Genomic DNA, 15173 nt, shown 5'->3' on the forward strand with positions numbered 1-15173 from the left:
GCGGACTTACCGATAGCCGACCAGACGGAACCCCATGTTCGCAGAAGCCAAAGCCGACCCCAGCCTGTCCAAGGACGAGTTCAAACCGCTGGAAGCCCGCTTGCGCGTCGCCCTGCTCAACGCCCAGTACCGGCGCCTGGAACAGGCCGAAAAAACCTTGCTGGTGGTGGTGGCCGGCATTGACGGCGCGGGCAAGGGCGCCACCATCAACCAGTTGAACGAATGGATGGACCCGCGCCATATCAAGACGCTGGCGTATGGCCCCCCTGAAGGCGAAGAGCTGGATCGCCCGCCGTTCTGGCGGTATTGGAAAGACCTGCCGCCCAAGGGCAAGACGGGCATCGTGTTCGGATCTTGGTACGCGCCCCTGATCATCGAGGCCGCCAGCAAGAAGCCCAACCAGGAATACATCGCGGCACAATCCGCCGCCATCCTGCGCTTTGAAGCCATGCTGGCCGCCGAGGGCGTGCAAATCGTCAAACTGTGGTTCCACCTGTCGGCCAAGGCGCAGACGGACCGCGCCCAGCGCTTGCTGGCCAGCCCCGAGACCTCCTGGCAGGTCAGCCCGGTGGACCTGAAAGTCGCCAAGCGGTTCGACCGCATTCGCCATGGCGCGCAGATCGTGCTGAACCATACCGACAGCGGGCACGCGCCGTGGATCGTCATTCCCAGCGCCGACGAAAACATGCGCGCGGCGCGTACGGCCGAAGCCGTGCTGGCCGCCATGCGCCAACGCGGCGCGCCGCGCATACCGGCATCGTTTCACGCGCATGCGCGCCCGACCCGCGTTGTCGACCGCCTGGGCGAACTGGACTACGACGCCAAGATCGACAAAGACGATTACGAGTCCGAACTGGGCTTGTTGCAGGGCCGGCTGGCGCGCGCGGCGCGTTCGCGGAAATTCCTGGATCGTTCCCTGATCCTGGTCTTTGAAGGCCAGGATGCCGCCGGCAAGGGCGGCGCCATCCGACGCGTCACGCACGCACTGGACGCCCGTCAGTTCGACATCACACCGGTTGCCGCGCCGTCCAGCTACGAGATGTCGCGCCCGTACCTGTGGCGCTTCTGGCGGCACCTGCCCCGGCACGGCCGCGTGGCCATCTTTGACCGGTCCTGGTACGGCCGCGTGCTGGTCGAGCGGGTGGAAAAACTGACCGCCCCCGCACAATGGCGGCGCGCCTACGGCGAAATCAATGACTTCGAAGAGCAACTGGTGGCCAGCGGCGCGCTGGTGCTGAAGTTCTGGTTGGCGGTAACGGAAGACGTGCAGCTGGAACGCTTCAAGGAACGCGAGAAATCGCCCTTCAAGAATTTCAAGATCACGCCGGACGACTGGCGCAATCGGGAAAAATGGAAAGACTACGCGGCGGCCGCCAACGAAATGCTGGCCCGCACGGACGTGGCCCATGCGCCGTGGCATCTGGTGTCGGCCAACGACAAGCGTTACGCTCGCGTGCAGGTGCTGCGACACATCGTCCAGGCCCTGGAAGAGCAACTCTGAATTCAATCTGTGTAGGAGGCCCCGCGCCATGAGTACCGCTGAAATCCGCCCCATCGGCGCCGCCGACTTCGACATCTGGCTGCCTCTGTGGAAGGGCTATCAGGCGTTTTACCGCGTCAGCATCGACGACGCCGTGACGCGCAACACCTGGGCGCGCCTGCTGGACCCCGCCGAACCGATGCACGCCGCGCTGGCGTTCGACGGCGGCCGCGCCATCGGCATGGTGCACTGGATCTTCCATCGCTCCACCTGGACGGCGGGCGACTACTGCTACCTGCAAGACCTGTACGTGGACGCGGACGTGCGCGGCACCGGCGCGGGCCGCAAGCTGATCGAACATGTCTATGCCGAAGCCACCGCCGCCAACGCCGCCCGGGTGTACTGGCTGACGCACGAAACCAACGCCCCCGCCATGCAGCTGTACGACCGCATCGCGGACCGCTCGGGCTTCATTCAGTACCGAAAGGTGCTGACATGAGCGCGCGCGACCCGAACTGCCCCTTGTGCCAGGAAGATGGCGGCACGGTGCTGTGGCGCGGGCCGCATCTGCGCGTGATCGAGGTTGACGATGCCGACTACCCCGGCTTCACCCGGGTGGTCTGGAACGGCCATCTGGCCGAGATGACCAGCCTGTCGACGCACGGGCGCGACCTGTTGATGCGCGCCGTGTACGCCGTGGAAGAAGCACAGCAGGCCGTGCTGGCGCCCGACAAGATCAACCTGGCGTCGCTGGGCAACATGGTGCCCCACCTGCATTGGCACGTGATTCCCCGGTGGCGCGGCGACCGCCATTTTCCGGACCCGATCTGGGCCGCGCCGCGCATTGCCGCCGGCGCGGAACCGGCGCAATGGGCGGACCGCCAGGCGCGCACGCAGGCGCTGCTGCCGCGCTATCGCAACCGCGTCGTCGAAGCCATGAATGCGCTGTTGATGCATTGATGCGCTGTTGATGCACGCGGCACCGGGCTACCCCGCCCGGGCGCCGCGCCCCCGTTCCGCCAGCCAGGACCCATACACGGTTTCCACCTGCTGGGCGGCGCGATCGGCGCAGAACAAACCTTGGTCCCGGATCCGCGTCTGGCCCGCCCGGCCCATGCGGCGGCGCAAGGCGGGGTCGGCCAATAACGTGGCCAACGCCGCCGCCAACGCGGCCGGGTCACGAGGCGGCACCAGCAGGCCGGTCACGCCTGCCTGCATGGTTTCAGGTACGCCCCCCACGTTCGTGCCGATCACCGGCACGCCCATGGAGGCGGCCTCGATGAAGACGGTGCCCAGCGCTTCGCGGTGCGTGGCCAACGCGAAAACGTCCAAAGCCATCAACACGTTGCCGATATCGTGGCGCCTGCCCGTGAAATGCACGCGCGCGTCCAGGCCCATCGCCGCCACCTTGTCTTGCAACTGCGCCATCAGCGGCATGCCGTCGCCAACCAGCACCAGATGCGCGTCGGGAAAGCGGGAAGCAATACGCCCGAAGGCGTCGATCAGGTCGGCATGGCCTTTTTCAACGCGCATCACCGCCACGCACCCAACCACCAACGCGTCGGCTGGCAGGCCAAGCTCGCGCCGTACGCAGGCATGTTGCGCGGCTTGCGGCAGCACGATGGGCGAATGGATGGTGGCCACCGAGCCGGGCCGCGCGCCGCCATCCAGCAACTGTTGTTGCACATACCGGCTGACGGCAATGACGCGATGCGCCAGCCAGGTGTAGGCATAGAGCGAACCAATGGGCTTGGCCAGATGCCGCGTGCGCACGATCAGCGGCGCGCCGGCCAGCCTGGCGCCCCACGCGGCCAATACGGTGTCGCGGCGGCTGTGCGTGTTGACCACGTCAAAGCGCCCGCCCCGCAGCAGCCGGCGCACAAAGAACACGCCGCGCAAAAAATTGCCCGGGCCGTCCATGACGATGCGGTGCACCGTGAACCCGGCCTCGCTTGCCCGGTCGCCCAGTTCGGCACCGGGCTGGCACAGCAGTTCCAGGTGATGGCCCCGGTCGCGCATCGCAACCATTTCCTTGTAGACGCAGAATTCCTGCCCGCCAAATGAGGTGGCGGCTTCGGTATGCAAGATGCGCAGTCGGCCACCGGCATCCGCGGCCGGGGTAGCAACGGGTGCGGAAGTCATTGAGGCAGGCGGGCGTCGTGGGTATCGGCGTTCGTATCGCCGTTCGACCCGGCGTTCGACCCGGCCTTCGACTCGGCGCGGTGCCACGCTTGACCTAGAACCAGCAGATAGGCTTCCAGGTACGCCACGTCTTCCGGAGCCAGCGCCAGGACGCCGGGCTCGCGGCATTCATGCGGGCATTCAGAGGCAGCCAGGCGGGAGCCCGCCCACACCTGGATGCTGCCGTGGCAAGACATGTCAAAGCAGGCGCCCTCACCGTGCCACGCCAACAGGCGCGTGCTGGGGGCCAGGTGCATTACCTGATATCGACCATGGGCATCTGAGGACGGGGGTGCGCTGACGGCGCTGCCGATATCGACCAACCGGGGAGCCGCGCCGGGGCGGGCGGGCTGGTAGGTCAGCACGGAAAGCTGATGGAGAGGCTGCGGGGGCTGGGGGGGCTGAAATGGCATAAGACGCATAGGGCACAGGCAAGGATTAAGCCCGGCGATGCTAGCCAGGAACGCACGCGAAATACCCCAGAAAATTCTTACTTTCCGGGTGCCCCTCTTGCAGGGCCGATATATAGGACGAATCCGACCGAATGCCTGCCCAGGCACTTTTCAAGAATTACTGAGAATGCGTGGAATTTGGCCGACGTTGAACTACAGTTGCCTCACTTTGCCGGTGCCGCATCGACTTCACCGCACGGCATCGCCTCGCCTGTTCAGGTAAAATTCAGCAATTATTTCGACCCACCCTCACTCAAGGACGCTCTTTGACTCAGCCGGCCACGTCCCATCGCCCCGCCTCTTTTCTCCAGGCATTCCTGCGCTCGGAAGCGCTGGGTGGCTATGTGCTGATGGCCGCCGCGCTGGTCGCCTTGATCATCGCCAACAGCCCCGCCGCACCGGTCTACTTCGACGTGCTGGGCACCAAGCTGGGCTTCACGGCGGGGCCCGTCGTGCTCAAGGAAACGGTGCTGCACTGGATCAACGACGGGCTGATGGCCGTGTTCTTCCTGCTGGTCGGCCTGGAAATCAAGCGCGAGGTCCTGGACGGCCAGTTGCGCGGGGTATCCCGCATCGTGCTGCCGGGCGTGGCGGCGGTGGGCGGCATGGTGATGCCGGCCCTGATCTACGTGGCGCTCAACCTGGGCACGCCTGAGACCTTGCGCGGCTGGGCCATTCCCGCCGCCACCGACATCGCCTTCGCGCTGGGCATCCTGGCGCTGCTGGGCAGCCGCGTGCCGACGTCGCTGAAGATCTTCCTGACCGCGCTGGCCATCCTTGACGACCTGGGCGCCATTGTCATCATTGCGCTGTTCTATACGTCCCAATTGCAGGTGTTTGCGCTGGCCATGGCGGGCGCGCTGCTGGTCTGCCTGTTCCTGCTGAACCGCGCCGGCGTGCTGCGCCTGACGCCCTATCTGCTGCTGGGCGCCCTGCTGTGGTACTTCGTGCTGAAGTCCGGCGTGCACGCCACGCTGGCGGGTGTCGCCCTGGCGCTGACTATCCCGCTGCGTCCGCGCAACCAGGGCAAGCCCGAAGCCCATTCGCCCCTGCACGACCTGGAACATGCGCTGCATAAGCCCGTCGCGCTGCTGATCGTTCCGATCTTCGGCTTTGCCAATGCGGGCGTGTCCTTCGCGGGCATGGGTCTGGCCAGCCTGGCACAACCCGTGCCGCTGGGGGTGGCGCTGGGCCTGTTCCTGGGCAAACAGCTGGGCGTGTTCGGCTTTGCCTGGCTGGCGATCAAGACCGGCATGGCCAGCCTGCCGCGCCATGCCACGTTCAAGCAGCTGTACGGCGTGGCAATGTTGTGCGGCATTGGCTTCACCATGAGCTTGTTCATCGGCGCGCTGGCTTTCACCGACGCGGCCACGGTCGACGCCACCAAGATTGGAGTGCTGACCGGGTCGCTGGCTTCCGCCGTGGTCGGTTTCCTGCTGCTGCGCTCGGGCGGCGCCCCCGCTACCGAGGGCGCTCCCGCCCCGGTGCGCCAGGGCTGAGTCGGCGGGCACCGGGCGTTCAGCCGGCGCTCAAGCTGAAGGACTACCATCGGATCAATTCCTTGCGGATCACCAGCGCGGCACCGGCCGGCGATTCGCAAGGCCGTCTGTCGCCGGCCGTCGCGCCCTGGGCGCATACACCGGCCGGCAATCCTTGTCCGGAGGTAGCAGCATGTCCCAGTTGAATGGAAAAGTGGCCGTCGTCACAGGCGCGGCCAGCGGCATCGGCAAAGAAATTGCGCTGACCCTGGCGCGCGCGGGCGCCACCATCGCCATTGCCGACTTGAACCAGGCCGGCGCGGACGCGGTCGCGAAAGAAATCGAGCAGGCCGGCGGCAAGGCGATGGGTGTCGCCATGGACGTCACCAGCGAAGACGCCGTGAACCAGGGCATCGACAAGGTGGCGGCCGCCTACGGCAGCATCGACATCCTGATCTCGAACGCCGGCATCCAGATCGTCAATCCCATCGAGAACTTCGCTTTTTCCGACTGGAAAAAGATGCAGGCCATTCACGTGGACGGCGCCTTCCTGACCACCAAGGCGGCGCTCAAGCACATGTACAAGGACGATCGCGGCGGGGTGGTGATCTACATGGGATCGGTGCACTCGCACGAGGCCTCGCCGCTGAAATCGGCCTATGTCGCCGCCAAGCATGCGCTGTTGGGTCTGGCGCGCGTGCTGGCCAAGGAAGGCGCCGCGCACAACGTGCGCTCGCATGTCATCTGCCCGGGGTTCGTGCGCACGCCGCTGGTCGAAAAGCAGATCCCCGAGCAGGCCAAGGAACTCGGCATCAGCGAAGAAGACGTGGTCAAGAAAGTCATGCTGGGCAACACGGTGGATGGCGTTTTCACCACGGTCGAAGACGTCGCCCAGACGGCGCTGTTCCTGTGCACCTTCCCCAGCGCCGCCCTGACCGGCCAGTCGTTCCTGGTCAGCCATGGCTGGGTGATGCAGTAGGGAAACGCGCGGCGCGGCGGCCGGCCCTATGCCAAAATCGCGCCCATGCCGATTGATAACCGCCTGACTCCCAACGCCCTCGCCGCCCACACGGCCGCGCTGCCCGCCGCCTGGGCGGCGGCCTTCAAAGACCCCGCCGTGGCCGATGCCCTGGCGCGGGCCACCGCCCATGTTGAAAAGCGCCTGGTCGAAGGCGCCGTCGTCTATCCCGCCACGCCGCTGCGCGCGCTGCACGGCATGGCGCCCTCGGACGTGCGCGTCGTGATCCTGGGGCAAGACCCGTACCACGGCCCCGGCCAGGCTCAAGGCCTGGCGTTTTCGGTGCCCGACGACTGCAAGCGCCCACCCAGCCTGCGCAACATTTTCAACGAGATCGCCCAGGAATACCCAGGTACCCCTATCCCCGCCAGCAATGACCTGAGCCCGTGGGCGGAACAGGGTGTATTGCTGCTGAACACCTGCCTGACGGTGGAGGACGGCCAGCCCGCCTCCCACGCCAAGCGCGGCTGGGAAACGGTGACGGATGCGTTGATCGCACTGGTCGCGCAAGACCCCTCGCCCAAGGTGTTCATGCTGTGGGGCGCCCATGCGCAGGCCAAGCGCTTGTTGCTGCCGGACAACAACGGCCATCTGGTGCTGATGGCGAACCACCCCTCCCCGCTGTCCGCCCGCAGGCCGCCCGTCCCGTTCCTGGGTTGTGGGCACTTTCAGATGACCAACGCGTGGCTGGTGAACCAAGGGAAAAACCCTATTGATTGGGCACTGGACAAAAAAATAATTCCCTTGCAAGGCGAAATCGGGTTATGATCGCCGCACTGCACAAAACGAGTTCGGCATTTACCGCTTTGATTTAGCGGAATTTTTTGCAGTCTGCCAGGCAAGCTAGCCTGGCCCCCATGCCGAACTATCATCGATTCCTGACCTCCTTTCCTTTCGCCCTGCGTTCCAATCTGTATAAGAGAACGCGCCACGCGCACGGTTGATTCGGTCGGCACGATGCTCCATCAACCGTCGCCTGGATCCGGCCGCCTACTCCCCTGGCCCGACCAAGCACTGCGTCGCATTGTCTGCGGCAAGGGAAAGTAATGTCTTTCGAAACTCTGGGTCTTGCACCCGCTCTGTTGTCGGCCGTTCAAGAAGCTGGCTTCAATACCCCTACCTCCGTCCAAGCCGCTGCCATTCCGCAAGCGCTGGCCGGTCACGACCTGATGGTTTCCTCGCAGACGGGCAGCGGCAAGACCGCCGCCTTCATGCTGCCGGCCCTGCACCGTATTGCCCAGATGCCCGCCAACAAGGGCGTCGGCGTGCAAGTGCTGGTGCTGACCCCCACCCGCGAACTGGCTCTGCAAGTCACCGAAGCCACGGCCACCTACGGCCGCAAGCTGGCTGACCTGCGCACCGCCACCGTCGTGGGCGGCATGCCCTACGGCGCCCAACTGAAGGCCCTGTCGCGTCGCGTTGACGTGCTGGTCGCCACGCCGGGCCGCCTGATCGATCACCTGCAATCGGGTCGCGTCAAGCTGAACACCGTGCACACGCTGGTGCTGGACGAAGCCGACCGCATGCTGGACATGGGCTTCATCGAAGACATCGAAACCATCGTCAGCCGCCTGCCGGAAGATCGTCAGACGCTGCTGTTCTCGGCCACGCTGGACGGCACGATCGCCAAGCTGGCTGCGAAGATGATGCGCGACCCGCAGCGTATCGAGATGGCCGGCGCCAAGGAAAAGCACACCAACATCACGCAAAGCCTGCTGTACGCGGACGACGCCAGCCACAAGATGCAATTGCTGGATCACGTGCTGCGCGACGCCAAGCTGGATCAAGCCATCGTCTTCACGTCCACCAAGCGTGGCGCTGACGATCTGGCCGATCGCCTGGCCGACCAAGGCTTTGCCGCCGCTGCCCTGCACGGCGACATGAACCAGCGCCAGCGCACCCGTACGCTGTCGCAACTGCAACGCGGCCAGCTGCGTATTCTGGTTGCCACCGACGTTGCCGCCCGCGGCATCGACGTGCAAGGCATCAGCCACGCCGTTAACTTCGACCTGCCGATGCAAGCCGAAGACTACGTGCACCGTATCGGCCGTACCGGCCGCGCCGGTCGCAGCGGCCTGGCGTTCACGCTGGCTACGCACTCCGAGCGCCACAAGGTTCGCCGTATCGAGCACTACATCGGCCAAACGATTACGCCGGAAACCATCGCCGGTCTGGAACCCAAGCGCACGCCGCGCCCGTCGGCCGGCGGCAGCGGCGCCCCGCGTGGCGGCAAGCCGTTCGGCAAGCGTCCTGGCGGTTTTGGTGGTTCGCGCCATGAAGGCGGCGGCTACCAAGGCAACCGCGAAGGCCGTTCGTTTGGCGGCCCGCGTGAAGGCGGCGCACCCCGTGGCGAATTCAAGCCGCGTGAAGGTGGTTACCAAGGCAACCGCGACAGCGCCCCGCGCGAAGGCGGCTACCAAGGCAATCGCCCCTTCGGCGACCGCCCGGCCCGTTCGTTCAGCGATCGTCCCAGCTTCGGTGATCGTCCCCAGCGCGAAGGCGGCTACCAGGGCAATCGCCCGTTCGGCGACCGCCCCCCGCGTGAAGGCGGCTTCCGTGGTGGTGACCGTGACGCCCGCCCCAGCTTCGGCGGCGACCGTCCCAGCTTTGGTGACCGCCCCCAGCGCGATGCCCGCCCGTTCAGCGAGCGTGCTCCCCGCGAAGGTGGTTTCCGCGGCGCTGACCGTGACGCCCGCCCCAGCTTTGGCGATCGTCCTGCCCGTGAAGGCGGTTTCCGTGGCGGCGACCGTCCGGAAGGCGGCTTCCGCGCCAAGCCCGCATTCGACAAGCGCCCCGGCGGCCCCGCCAAGCGCTTTGCCAAGCCGGCTGATCGTCGCGGCTAAATCGCCCCGCTAAGGCCGCAGTAAAAAACCCCGCGTTCGTCGCGGGGTTTTTTTTTGTTCATTGTGCATTACCGTCGCCAGACACCCGCCCGCAGCCGGACGGCTACGCCTTTTTTTGGGAAAATGCCGTCATGCCTACGCCCGAACCCGCCATGCAACGCCCTGCCCCCGCCAACCTGCCCCCGTTGTCACCCGCCGCCCAGGCGCACAGCGACGCCGCCGCCGCCCAGCTGCGCGCCGCCATTACGGCCAATGGCGGCTGGTTGCCGTTTGACCACTGGATGGCGCAGGCGTTGTATGCGCCGGGGTTGGGCTATTACGCGGCCGGCAACGTCAAGTTGGCCGATGGCAACGACGACGCCAAGGCGCCAGCGGGCGACTTCGTCACCGCGCCGCAACTGACCCCGCTGTTTGCCCGCACCGTTGCCCGTCAGGTTACGCAGGTGCTGCGTCAGACGCAGACACAAGCCGTACTGGAATTTGGCGCGGGCACGGGCGCGCTGGCCGAAGGTGTGCTGCGCGAGCTGGATGCGCAGGGCCTGGACCAGACGCAATACCTGATCCTGGAAGTGTCTGCCGACTTGCGCGCGCGCCAAGCCGAACGCCTGGCCGCTTTCGGGGACCGCGTGCAATGGTTGGACGCCTTGCCCAACGCCTTCGCCGGCTGCGTGCTGGCCAACGAGGTGCTGGACGCGATGCCCGTATCGCTGTTTTGCTGGAGCCAGGACGGCGCCGTGATGGAGCGCGGCGTGGCGCTGGACGCGCAGCAGCACTTCGTCTGGAGCGACCGCCCCGCATCGCCTGCCTTGGCCGAAGCCGTCGCCGCGCGCATGCCAGCGTTGCCCGGCTACGTGTCCGAAATCAATCTGCAAGGCGAAGCCTGGATTGCCGCGATGGGCAGTTGGCTGGAGCGCGGCGCCGCGCTGCTGGTGGACTACGGATTTCCGCGCAATGAGTTCTACCACCCGCAACGCGCGGGCGGCACGCTGATGTGCCATTTGCGTCATCACGCGCACGGCGATCCCTTCACCGCGCCGGGCTTGCAGGACATTACCGCGCACGTGGATTTCACCGCCATGGCCGATGCGGCGCTGGAAGCCGGCCTGCAAGTGTTGGGCTACACGTCGCAGGCGCGCTTCTTGATGAACGCCGGGTTGATGGATTTGCTGGGCCAGTTGAACCCGTCGGATGTGCAGCAATACGCGCAGGCTGTGGCGCCGGTGCAAAAGCTGCTGTCCGAGGCGGAAATGGGCGAGCTGTTCAAGGTGCTGGCCGTGGGCCGTGGCATCACGGAACCGCTGACAGGTTTTTCACGCGGTGACCGTTTGGGCAAGCTGTAGCGGTGGGGCAAGCTGTAGCGGTGGGGCAAGCTGTAGCGGTGGGCGAAGTTGTAGCGGCGGGCGAAGTTGTGGCGGCGGGCCAAGCCGTCCCGCTGGCACGCCGACCTATCCGGCTCGCAGCCGGTCCAGCCTTGCTTGCCGGACACTGTCCTTGATGCGCGCCGGGTCGCCCGCGCAAGCTTTCGCAATGGCGCCTGCGTCCACACCGCGCACCGCATCCGCCCTTGCCTGCCAGGCGCCCATGTCCACCGGGCGCAGGATGGCGGCGGTTTTCAGCAGGTCGAAAAAGCGCTCGGGCTTGCGCAGCGCGTCGGCGCGTTCCATCAGCGCCAGCTGCGCCTCGGTGGCGTCGTTGTTGTTGGCGGCTTGTTCAGCCGCGTCCAGGCCCAGCAATACCTCGGGCAACAAACGCGCATAGTCGTTGCATTCGGTGGGCACGCGCATGCGTCGGCCCAGCGCCTCGCGCTCGGGCGTCAGGCGGCACAGCAGCGCGTATCGGCCGGCCATCGACACCCCCAGCCCGGCCGCGCGATCCACGTCGGCACCCACGTCGGCAACGCCTTGCAATTCGGGCATCACGCGCGCCAATGCGCCGGAATCTTGCAGCACATCCAGCATGCGCGACGGCTTTTTAGCCATCAGCCCGCGCGACAATTCCTTCCACACCCGTTCGGCGACCAACGCGTCGGCCTCGCCCGCGTCGACCATCGCGCGGCAAAGCGCCATCGTCTCGGGCGCCACGGAAAAATCATCAAAGCGGGCGGCGAAGCGGCCCAGCCGCAGGATGCGAACCGGGTCTTCCTGGAAGGCTTCGCCCACGTGGCGAAACACGCGCGCATGCACGTCGGCCACGCCGCCCAACGGGTCTACAAGCGTGCCGTCCTGCGTCTGGGCGATGGCGTTGACCGTCAGGTCGCGACGCCGCAAGTCTTCTTCCAGCGTCACGTCGGCGCCGGTGTAGAAAGTAAAGCCCTTGTAGCCACGGCCCGACTTGCGCTCGGTGCGCGCCAGGGCGTATTCCTCTTTGGTGCGCGGGTGCAGGAACACGGGGAAATCCCCGCCGACGGGGATGAAACCCCGGCGCACCATGTCTTCGGGCGTTGCGCCCACCACCACCCAATCGTGGTCACCCGGCTTCAAGCCCAGCAGCGCGTCACGCACCGCGCCGCCCACGATATACACCTGCAAGCCGTTGATGGCGGGGTCCTGCGTCATGGAATCGAGGTACTTTCGGCGCCCAGCGGCACGATGTTGCCCAGGCGCTCTTTCAGGGACTGCGGCTGGCCGGTGAACATTGCCGCGTAATACACCGAGTTGGACATCACGTTCTTCACGTAATTGCGCGTTTCGTTGAACGGGATGGTCTCGGCAAAGATCGCGCCTTCGACGGGATGCGAGAACGTCGAGCGCCAATTGTGCGGACGCCGCGGCCCGGCGTTATAGCCCGCGCTGGCCAGCATCTGCGACCCGTTCAGGTCGCGCAGCACCATGTTCAGGTAGTTGGTGCCCAGTTCGGTATTGGTGTCGAAATCGTTCACGCTGGCGGGCGTGAAATCGGTCATGCCGATCTTGCCCGCCACCCACTTGGCCGTGGCCGGCATCAGTTGCATCAGACCCGAGGCGCCCACGTGCGAACGCGCGTCCATGATGAAGCGCGATTCCTGGCGGATCAAACCGTAGACCCATGCCGGGTCCAGCGCGATGGCGTTGGCCTTGGCGGTGACACGGCCTTCAAACGGCGCGATGAAACGCTGGCTGAAGTCGAACTCTTTTTCGGTGCGATCCGACGTGTTGACCACGCGGTCGTAGATGTTTTCGGCGCGGGCCAATTCGGCGGCCGCCATCAACTGGCGGTCGCTCATGCCGCGCAGCGTGAAGTTCCATTCCGGCACCGCTTCGGCACGCCAGCCCAGGCGGAACAACTGCACGGCGCGCTGCAAGCCGGGGTTGGCGCGGGCCTCGGCGATTTCGCGGTCGTTGATGGGCGCCGGGCGCGGCGGCACATTGATGCGGCGGCCCAACTCTTCGGCCGACAGCTGGCCGTAGAAATCGAAGCGGTCGGCGATGCTGGCGTACAAGGCGTTGGCTTGATCCTTGCGGCCAGTGGCCGCCAGGCCGCGCGCCTTCCAGTACACCCAAGACGTGTCGTTGCGCTGCGCGGGCGGCATCTCGTCGATGGATTCGATCACCCACTTCCAGTCGATCTTGGGTTGGCGCAATGCGGCGCGCACCTTCCAGCCGGCGTTGTATTCCGTCATGCGGATGTGGCCGGCTTCGTGATACCAGTCGTCGGCGCGGCTATCGAGCTTCAGCGCCGCCATCAGGGCGTATTGCCCGCGCACCCAGGCCAGATTGGGCTTGGACATGGACTTGGCCCATTCGCGGCGCAGGTAGGAATCGGCCACGCTGACATCCGATCGCGCCAGCCGCGCCAACGCGATGGTGACCAGTTCTTTTTCGTTGCGGCCCACCGGCATGCGGTCTTGGCGGGTCAGCCATTTCATCGGGTCCTTCATCAGGACGTCGTACGTTTTCAGGTCGCGCGGCTCGAACATGTACTGCACCAGCTTGCGCGCGTCCGTCGTCTTGTCGGCCTCGATGGCGTCGCGCAACTGCGGCTCCAGCTGTTCCCAGCCCAGGATGCCGTCGGCCACCAATTGGTCGTACAAGGCCCAGCAGGCGCTGCCGGGCGCGAAGGCGGACATGGCTTGCGCGGCGGTCGCGCGCTGGCCGGTCATGTGCTTGGCGTCAAGAATGGCGCATTCGATCTGGGCGTTGCTGTTCTTGACCGGCGCCAGCTTGCGCACGGTTTCGAAATCGCCACTGCGGGCGGCGGCCAGCAGCCAGTCGCCCCGCAGCCGGTCGGCCAGGTAGGCGTCGCCATTGCTGCTGATGAAGCGTTGCAGGTCGGCCGTGGGGCGGCCGGTGGCCGGCGGCGTCCAGAGCTGATAGCGCAGCAGCCAGTATTCGGGGTACATGCCCAGCGTGTCGGACTTGGCCTGCGGCACCAACGCGCCCAGGATGGACCACTGCTTGCGGTTCATGGCTTCGCGCGCGGCCACGACGGCGGCCAGGGCGGGCGTGTCGGCGGTAGGGGGCAGGCCGGCCAGCACGGCGGGCGGAACGGCAATCAGCGGCTGTGCCGCCGATTGCGCCGACTGCACGGGCGGCTGGGGTTGCGTGTTGATGGCGGCGCTGCGCTGTTGCGCATCCACCGGCGCACAGGCGGCGGTGAACAGCGCCAGCAACGGCAGCCAGCGGCGCAGGGCCAGGCGGGTGTCGGGCGTGTCAGGCTTGTCCCTGGCTTGCGGGGATTTCCGGTGGATTTTCTGATACCGTCCAGATTGCTGCGCACGTGTCATGCCGCGTCCCTGATTTGCCGTCATACGAAGGCCTTGCCACACAGCTGCACGACATTGCCCGACAGCCGCATGGCCGATGGCATGTCCGCGTGCATGTCCGCGTGCATGTCCACGTGCATGTCCACGTGCATGTCCACGTGCATGTCCACGTGCATGTTCGTGTACATATCCGTACACATGCCTCTATTCCGCATGCCCGATTCCAGCACGTTCGCCTTCATTGTCCACCCCCATTACAGCCACTGCATGACTACGCAAAATACTCCAAAGGATACCGCAGTCCAGCACCGCACGCGATTGCGGAAACTGCGTGCCGAAATGCCTGAAGACCAGCGCAGCCGCGGCGGTTTGTTGATGCGCGCGCGCCTGTTCACCTGGCTGAATGTGGCCCGCGACGAAGCTGTGCGCGCCGGCCGCCCCGCCCCCGCCACGGTCGCCGCGTTCTGGCCCATGGACGACGAGCCCGACCTGCGCCCCCTGCTGACGCAGTGGGTCGAAAACGGCGTCGGCGTGGCGCTGCCCGTGGTGCGCGAGCGCAATGCGCCGCTTTCCTTCCTGTCCTGGACGCCCGACGCCGAGCTGCGCGCCGGCCCCTACGGCATCCAGGAACCCGTTGCCGGGCCGGACGTGCTGCCCGACGTGGTGCTGGTGCCCACCCTGGGTTACACGGAACACGGCGACCGCCTGGGCTACGGCGGCGGCTACTACGACCGCACCCTGGCCGCGCTGCGCGAGCGCGGACATCCTTTCATCACCATCGGCATCGCCTGGAGCTGCGGCGAGCTGGATGCCGACTACCAGGCCGCTCCCCACGACTTCCCGCTGGACGCCGTGCTGACGCAAGACGGCTGGGTGCCCGAGGCGCCGCTGTCACAAGGCGGCCCCGGTGGCACCACCTTGCATACGTTCCGCATGAACTGACGCACCAGATGCGCCCGGTGGCGCGCACCAAAGCGGTGCCATCGGTCGCAGCGGGGATGGCGTTTTTGCGTCCTTCAGAGGATATTGTGCTCACGGGC

General features: G+C 66.2%; 14 protein-coding genes. 9 read left to right on the plus strand and 5 right to left on the minus strand.

The features are described from left to right. The first annotated feature begins 34 nt into the window (after positions 1-34). The 3 genes from pap to AC6LJY_RS05710 are packed head-to-tail and all read left to right on the plus strand — an operon-like array spanning position 35 to position 2440. A complete protein-coding gene (pap, locus tag AC6LJY_RS05700) occupies positions 35-1501 on the plus strand; it encodes a polyphosphate:AMP phosphotransferase (protein WP_498135453.1) in 1467 nt (488 codons plus the stop codon). Between the two features lie 28 nt (positions 1502-1529). Then, positions 1530-1979: a GNAT family N-acetyltransferase gene (locus AC6LJY_RS05705; protein ID WP_046803034.1), complete on the plus strand. Its 450-nt coding sequence runs from the start codon at positions 1530-1532 to the stop codon at positions 1977-1979. Further along, positions 1976-2440: an HIT family protein gene (locus tag AC6LJY_RS05710; RefSeq protein ID WP_046803033.1), complete on the plus strand. Its 465-nt coding sequence runs from the start codon at positions 1976-1978 to the stop codon at positions 2438-2440. The genes AC6LJY_RS05705 and AC6LJY_RS05710 overlap by 4 nt, the downstream gene beginning before the upstream one ends. Positions 2441-2467: 27 nt before the next feature. On the opposite strand, the gene AC6LJY_RS05715 is transcribed toward AC6LJY_RS05710, so the two are convergent. Together AC6LJY_RS05715 and AC6LJY_RS05720 are read right to left on the minus strand one after the other, a co-directional pair. Further along, positions 2468-3622, minus strand: a complete 1155-nt coding sequence (locus AC6LJY_RS05715) for a glycosyltransferase family 4 protein (protein WP_498135454.1) — start codon at positions 3620-3622, stop codon at positions 2468-2470. Then, positions 3619-4026, minus strand: a complete 408-nt coding sequence (locus AC6LJY_RS05720) for a hydrogenase (RefSeq protein ID WP_498135455.1) — start codon at positions 4024-4026, stop codon at positions 3619-3621. Before AC6LJY_RS05720 ends, AC6LJY_RS05715 begins: the two co-directional genes overlap by 4 nt. Positions 4027-4379: 353 nt before the next feature. On the opposite strand from AC6LJY_RS05720, the gene nhaA reads away from it, so the two are divergent. The 5 genes from nhaA (at position 4380) to AC6LJY_RS05745 (ending at position 10792) form a co-directional block, all read left to right on the plus strand. Beyond that, the gene (nhaA, locus tag AC6LJY_RS05725; protein ID WP_498135456.1) at positions 4380-5612 is read left to right on the plus strand and encodes a Na+/H+ antiporter NhaA; all 1233 of its coding nucleotides are present in this window, start codon (positions 4380-4382) and stop codon (positions 5610-5612) included. Positions 5613-5784: 172 nt separating this feature from the next. Continuing rightward, complete coding sequence (locus AC6LJY_RS05730) at positions 5785-6570, plus strand: 3-hydroxybutyrate dehydrogenase (RefSeq protein ID WP_046803029.1); 786 nt, start codon at positions 5785-5787, stop codon at positions 6568-6570. A 45-nt stretch (positions 6571-6615) separates the two neighbouring features. After that, positions 6616-7377, plus strand: a complete 762-nt coding sequence (locus AC6LJY_RS05735) for a uracil-DNA glycosylase (protein ID WP_498135457.1) — start codon at positions 6616-6618, stop codon at positions 7375-7377. Between the two features lie 278 nt (positions 7378-7655). Next, positions 7656-9452 carry a DEAD/DEAH box helicase gene (locus AC6LJY_RS05740; protein WP_046803027.1) on the plus strand — a complete coding sequence of 599 codons (1797 nt, stop codon included), beginning with the start codon at positions 7656-7658 and terminating at the stop codon, positions 9450-9452. A gap of 152 nt (positions 9453-9604) precedes the next feature. Then, positions 9605-10792, plus strand: coding sequence for a class I SAM-dependent methyltransferase (locus AC6LJY_RS05745; RefSeq protein ID WP_498135509.1), 1188 nt, complete (start codon positions 9605-9607; stop codon positions 10790-10792). Positions 10793-10897: 105 nt separating this feature from the next. Here AC6LJY_RS05745 and AC6LJY_RS05750 read toward each other — a convergent pair whose 3' ends face one another. The 3 genes from AC6LJY_RS05750 to AC6LJY_RS05760 are packed head-to-tail and all read right to left on the minus strand — an operon-like array spanning position 10898 to position 14333. Further along, a complete protein-coding gene (locus tag AC6LJY_RS05750) occupies positions 10898-12007 on the minus strand; it encodes a tRNA nucleotidyltransferase/poly(A) polymerase-related protein (RefSeq protein ID WP_498135458.1) in 1110 nt (369 codons plus the stop codon). After that, positions 12004-14154 (minus strand): lytic transglycosylase domain-containing protein, encoded by a 2151-nt coding sequence (locus AC6LJY_RS05755; protein ID WP_219991374.1) that lies wholly within the window; start codon positions 14152-14154, stop codon positions 12004-12006. Before AC6LJY_RS05755 ends, AC6LJY_RS05750 begins: the two co-directional genes overlap by 4 nt. Before the next feature lie 20 nt (positions 14155-14174). Continuing rightward, positions 14175-14333: a hypothetical protein gene (locus AC6LJY_RS05760; RefSeq protein WP_498135459.1), complete on the minus strand. Its 159-nt coding sequence runs from the start codon at positions 14331-14333 to the stop codon at positions 14175-14177. 67 nt (positions 14334-14400) lie between these two features. Between AC6LJY_RS05760 and AC6LJY_RS05765 the strand changes: the two genes are divergently transcribed. Beyond that, complete coding sequence (locus tag AC6LJY_RS05765; RefSeq protein ID WP_104142823.1) at positions 14401-15075, plus strand: 5-formyltetrahydrofolate cyclo-ligase; 675 nt, start codon at positions 14401-14403, stop codon at positions 15073-15075. Positions 15076-15173 lie beyond the last annotated feature (98 nt).

Source organism: Achromobacter sp. RT286_PF, assembly GCF_059760425.1.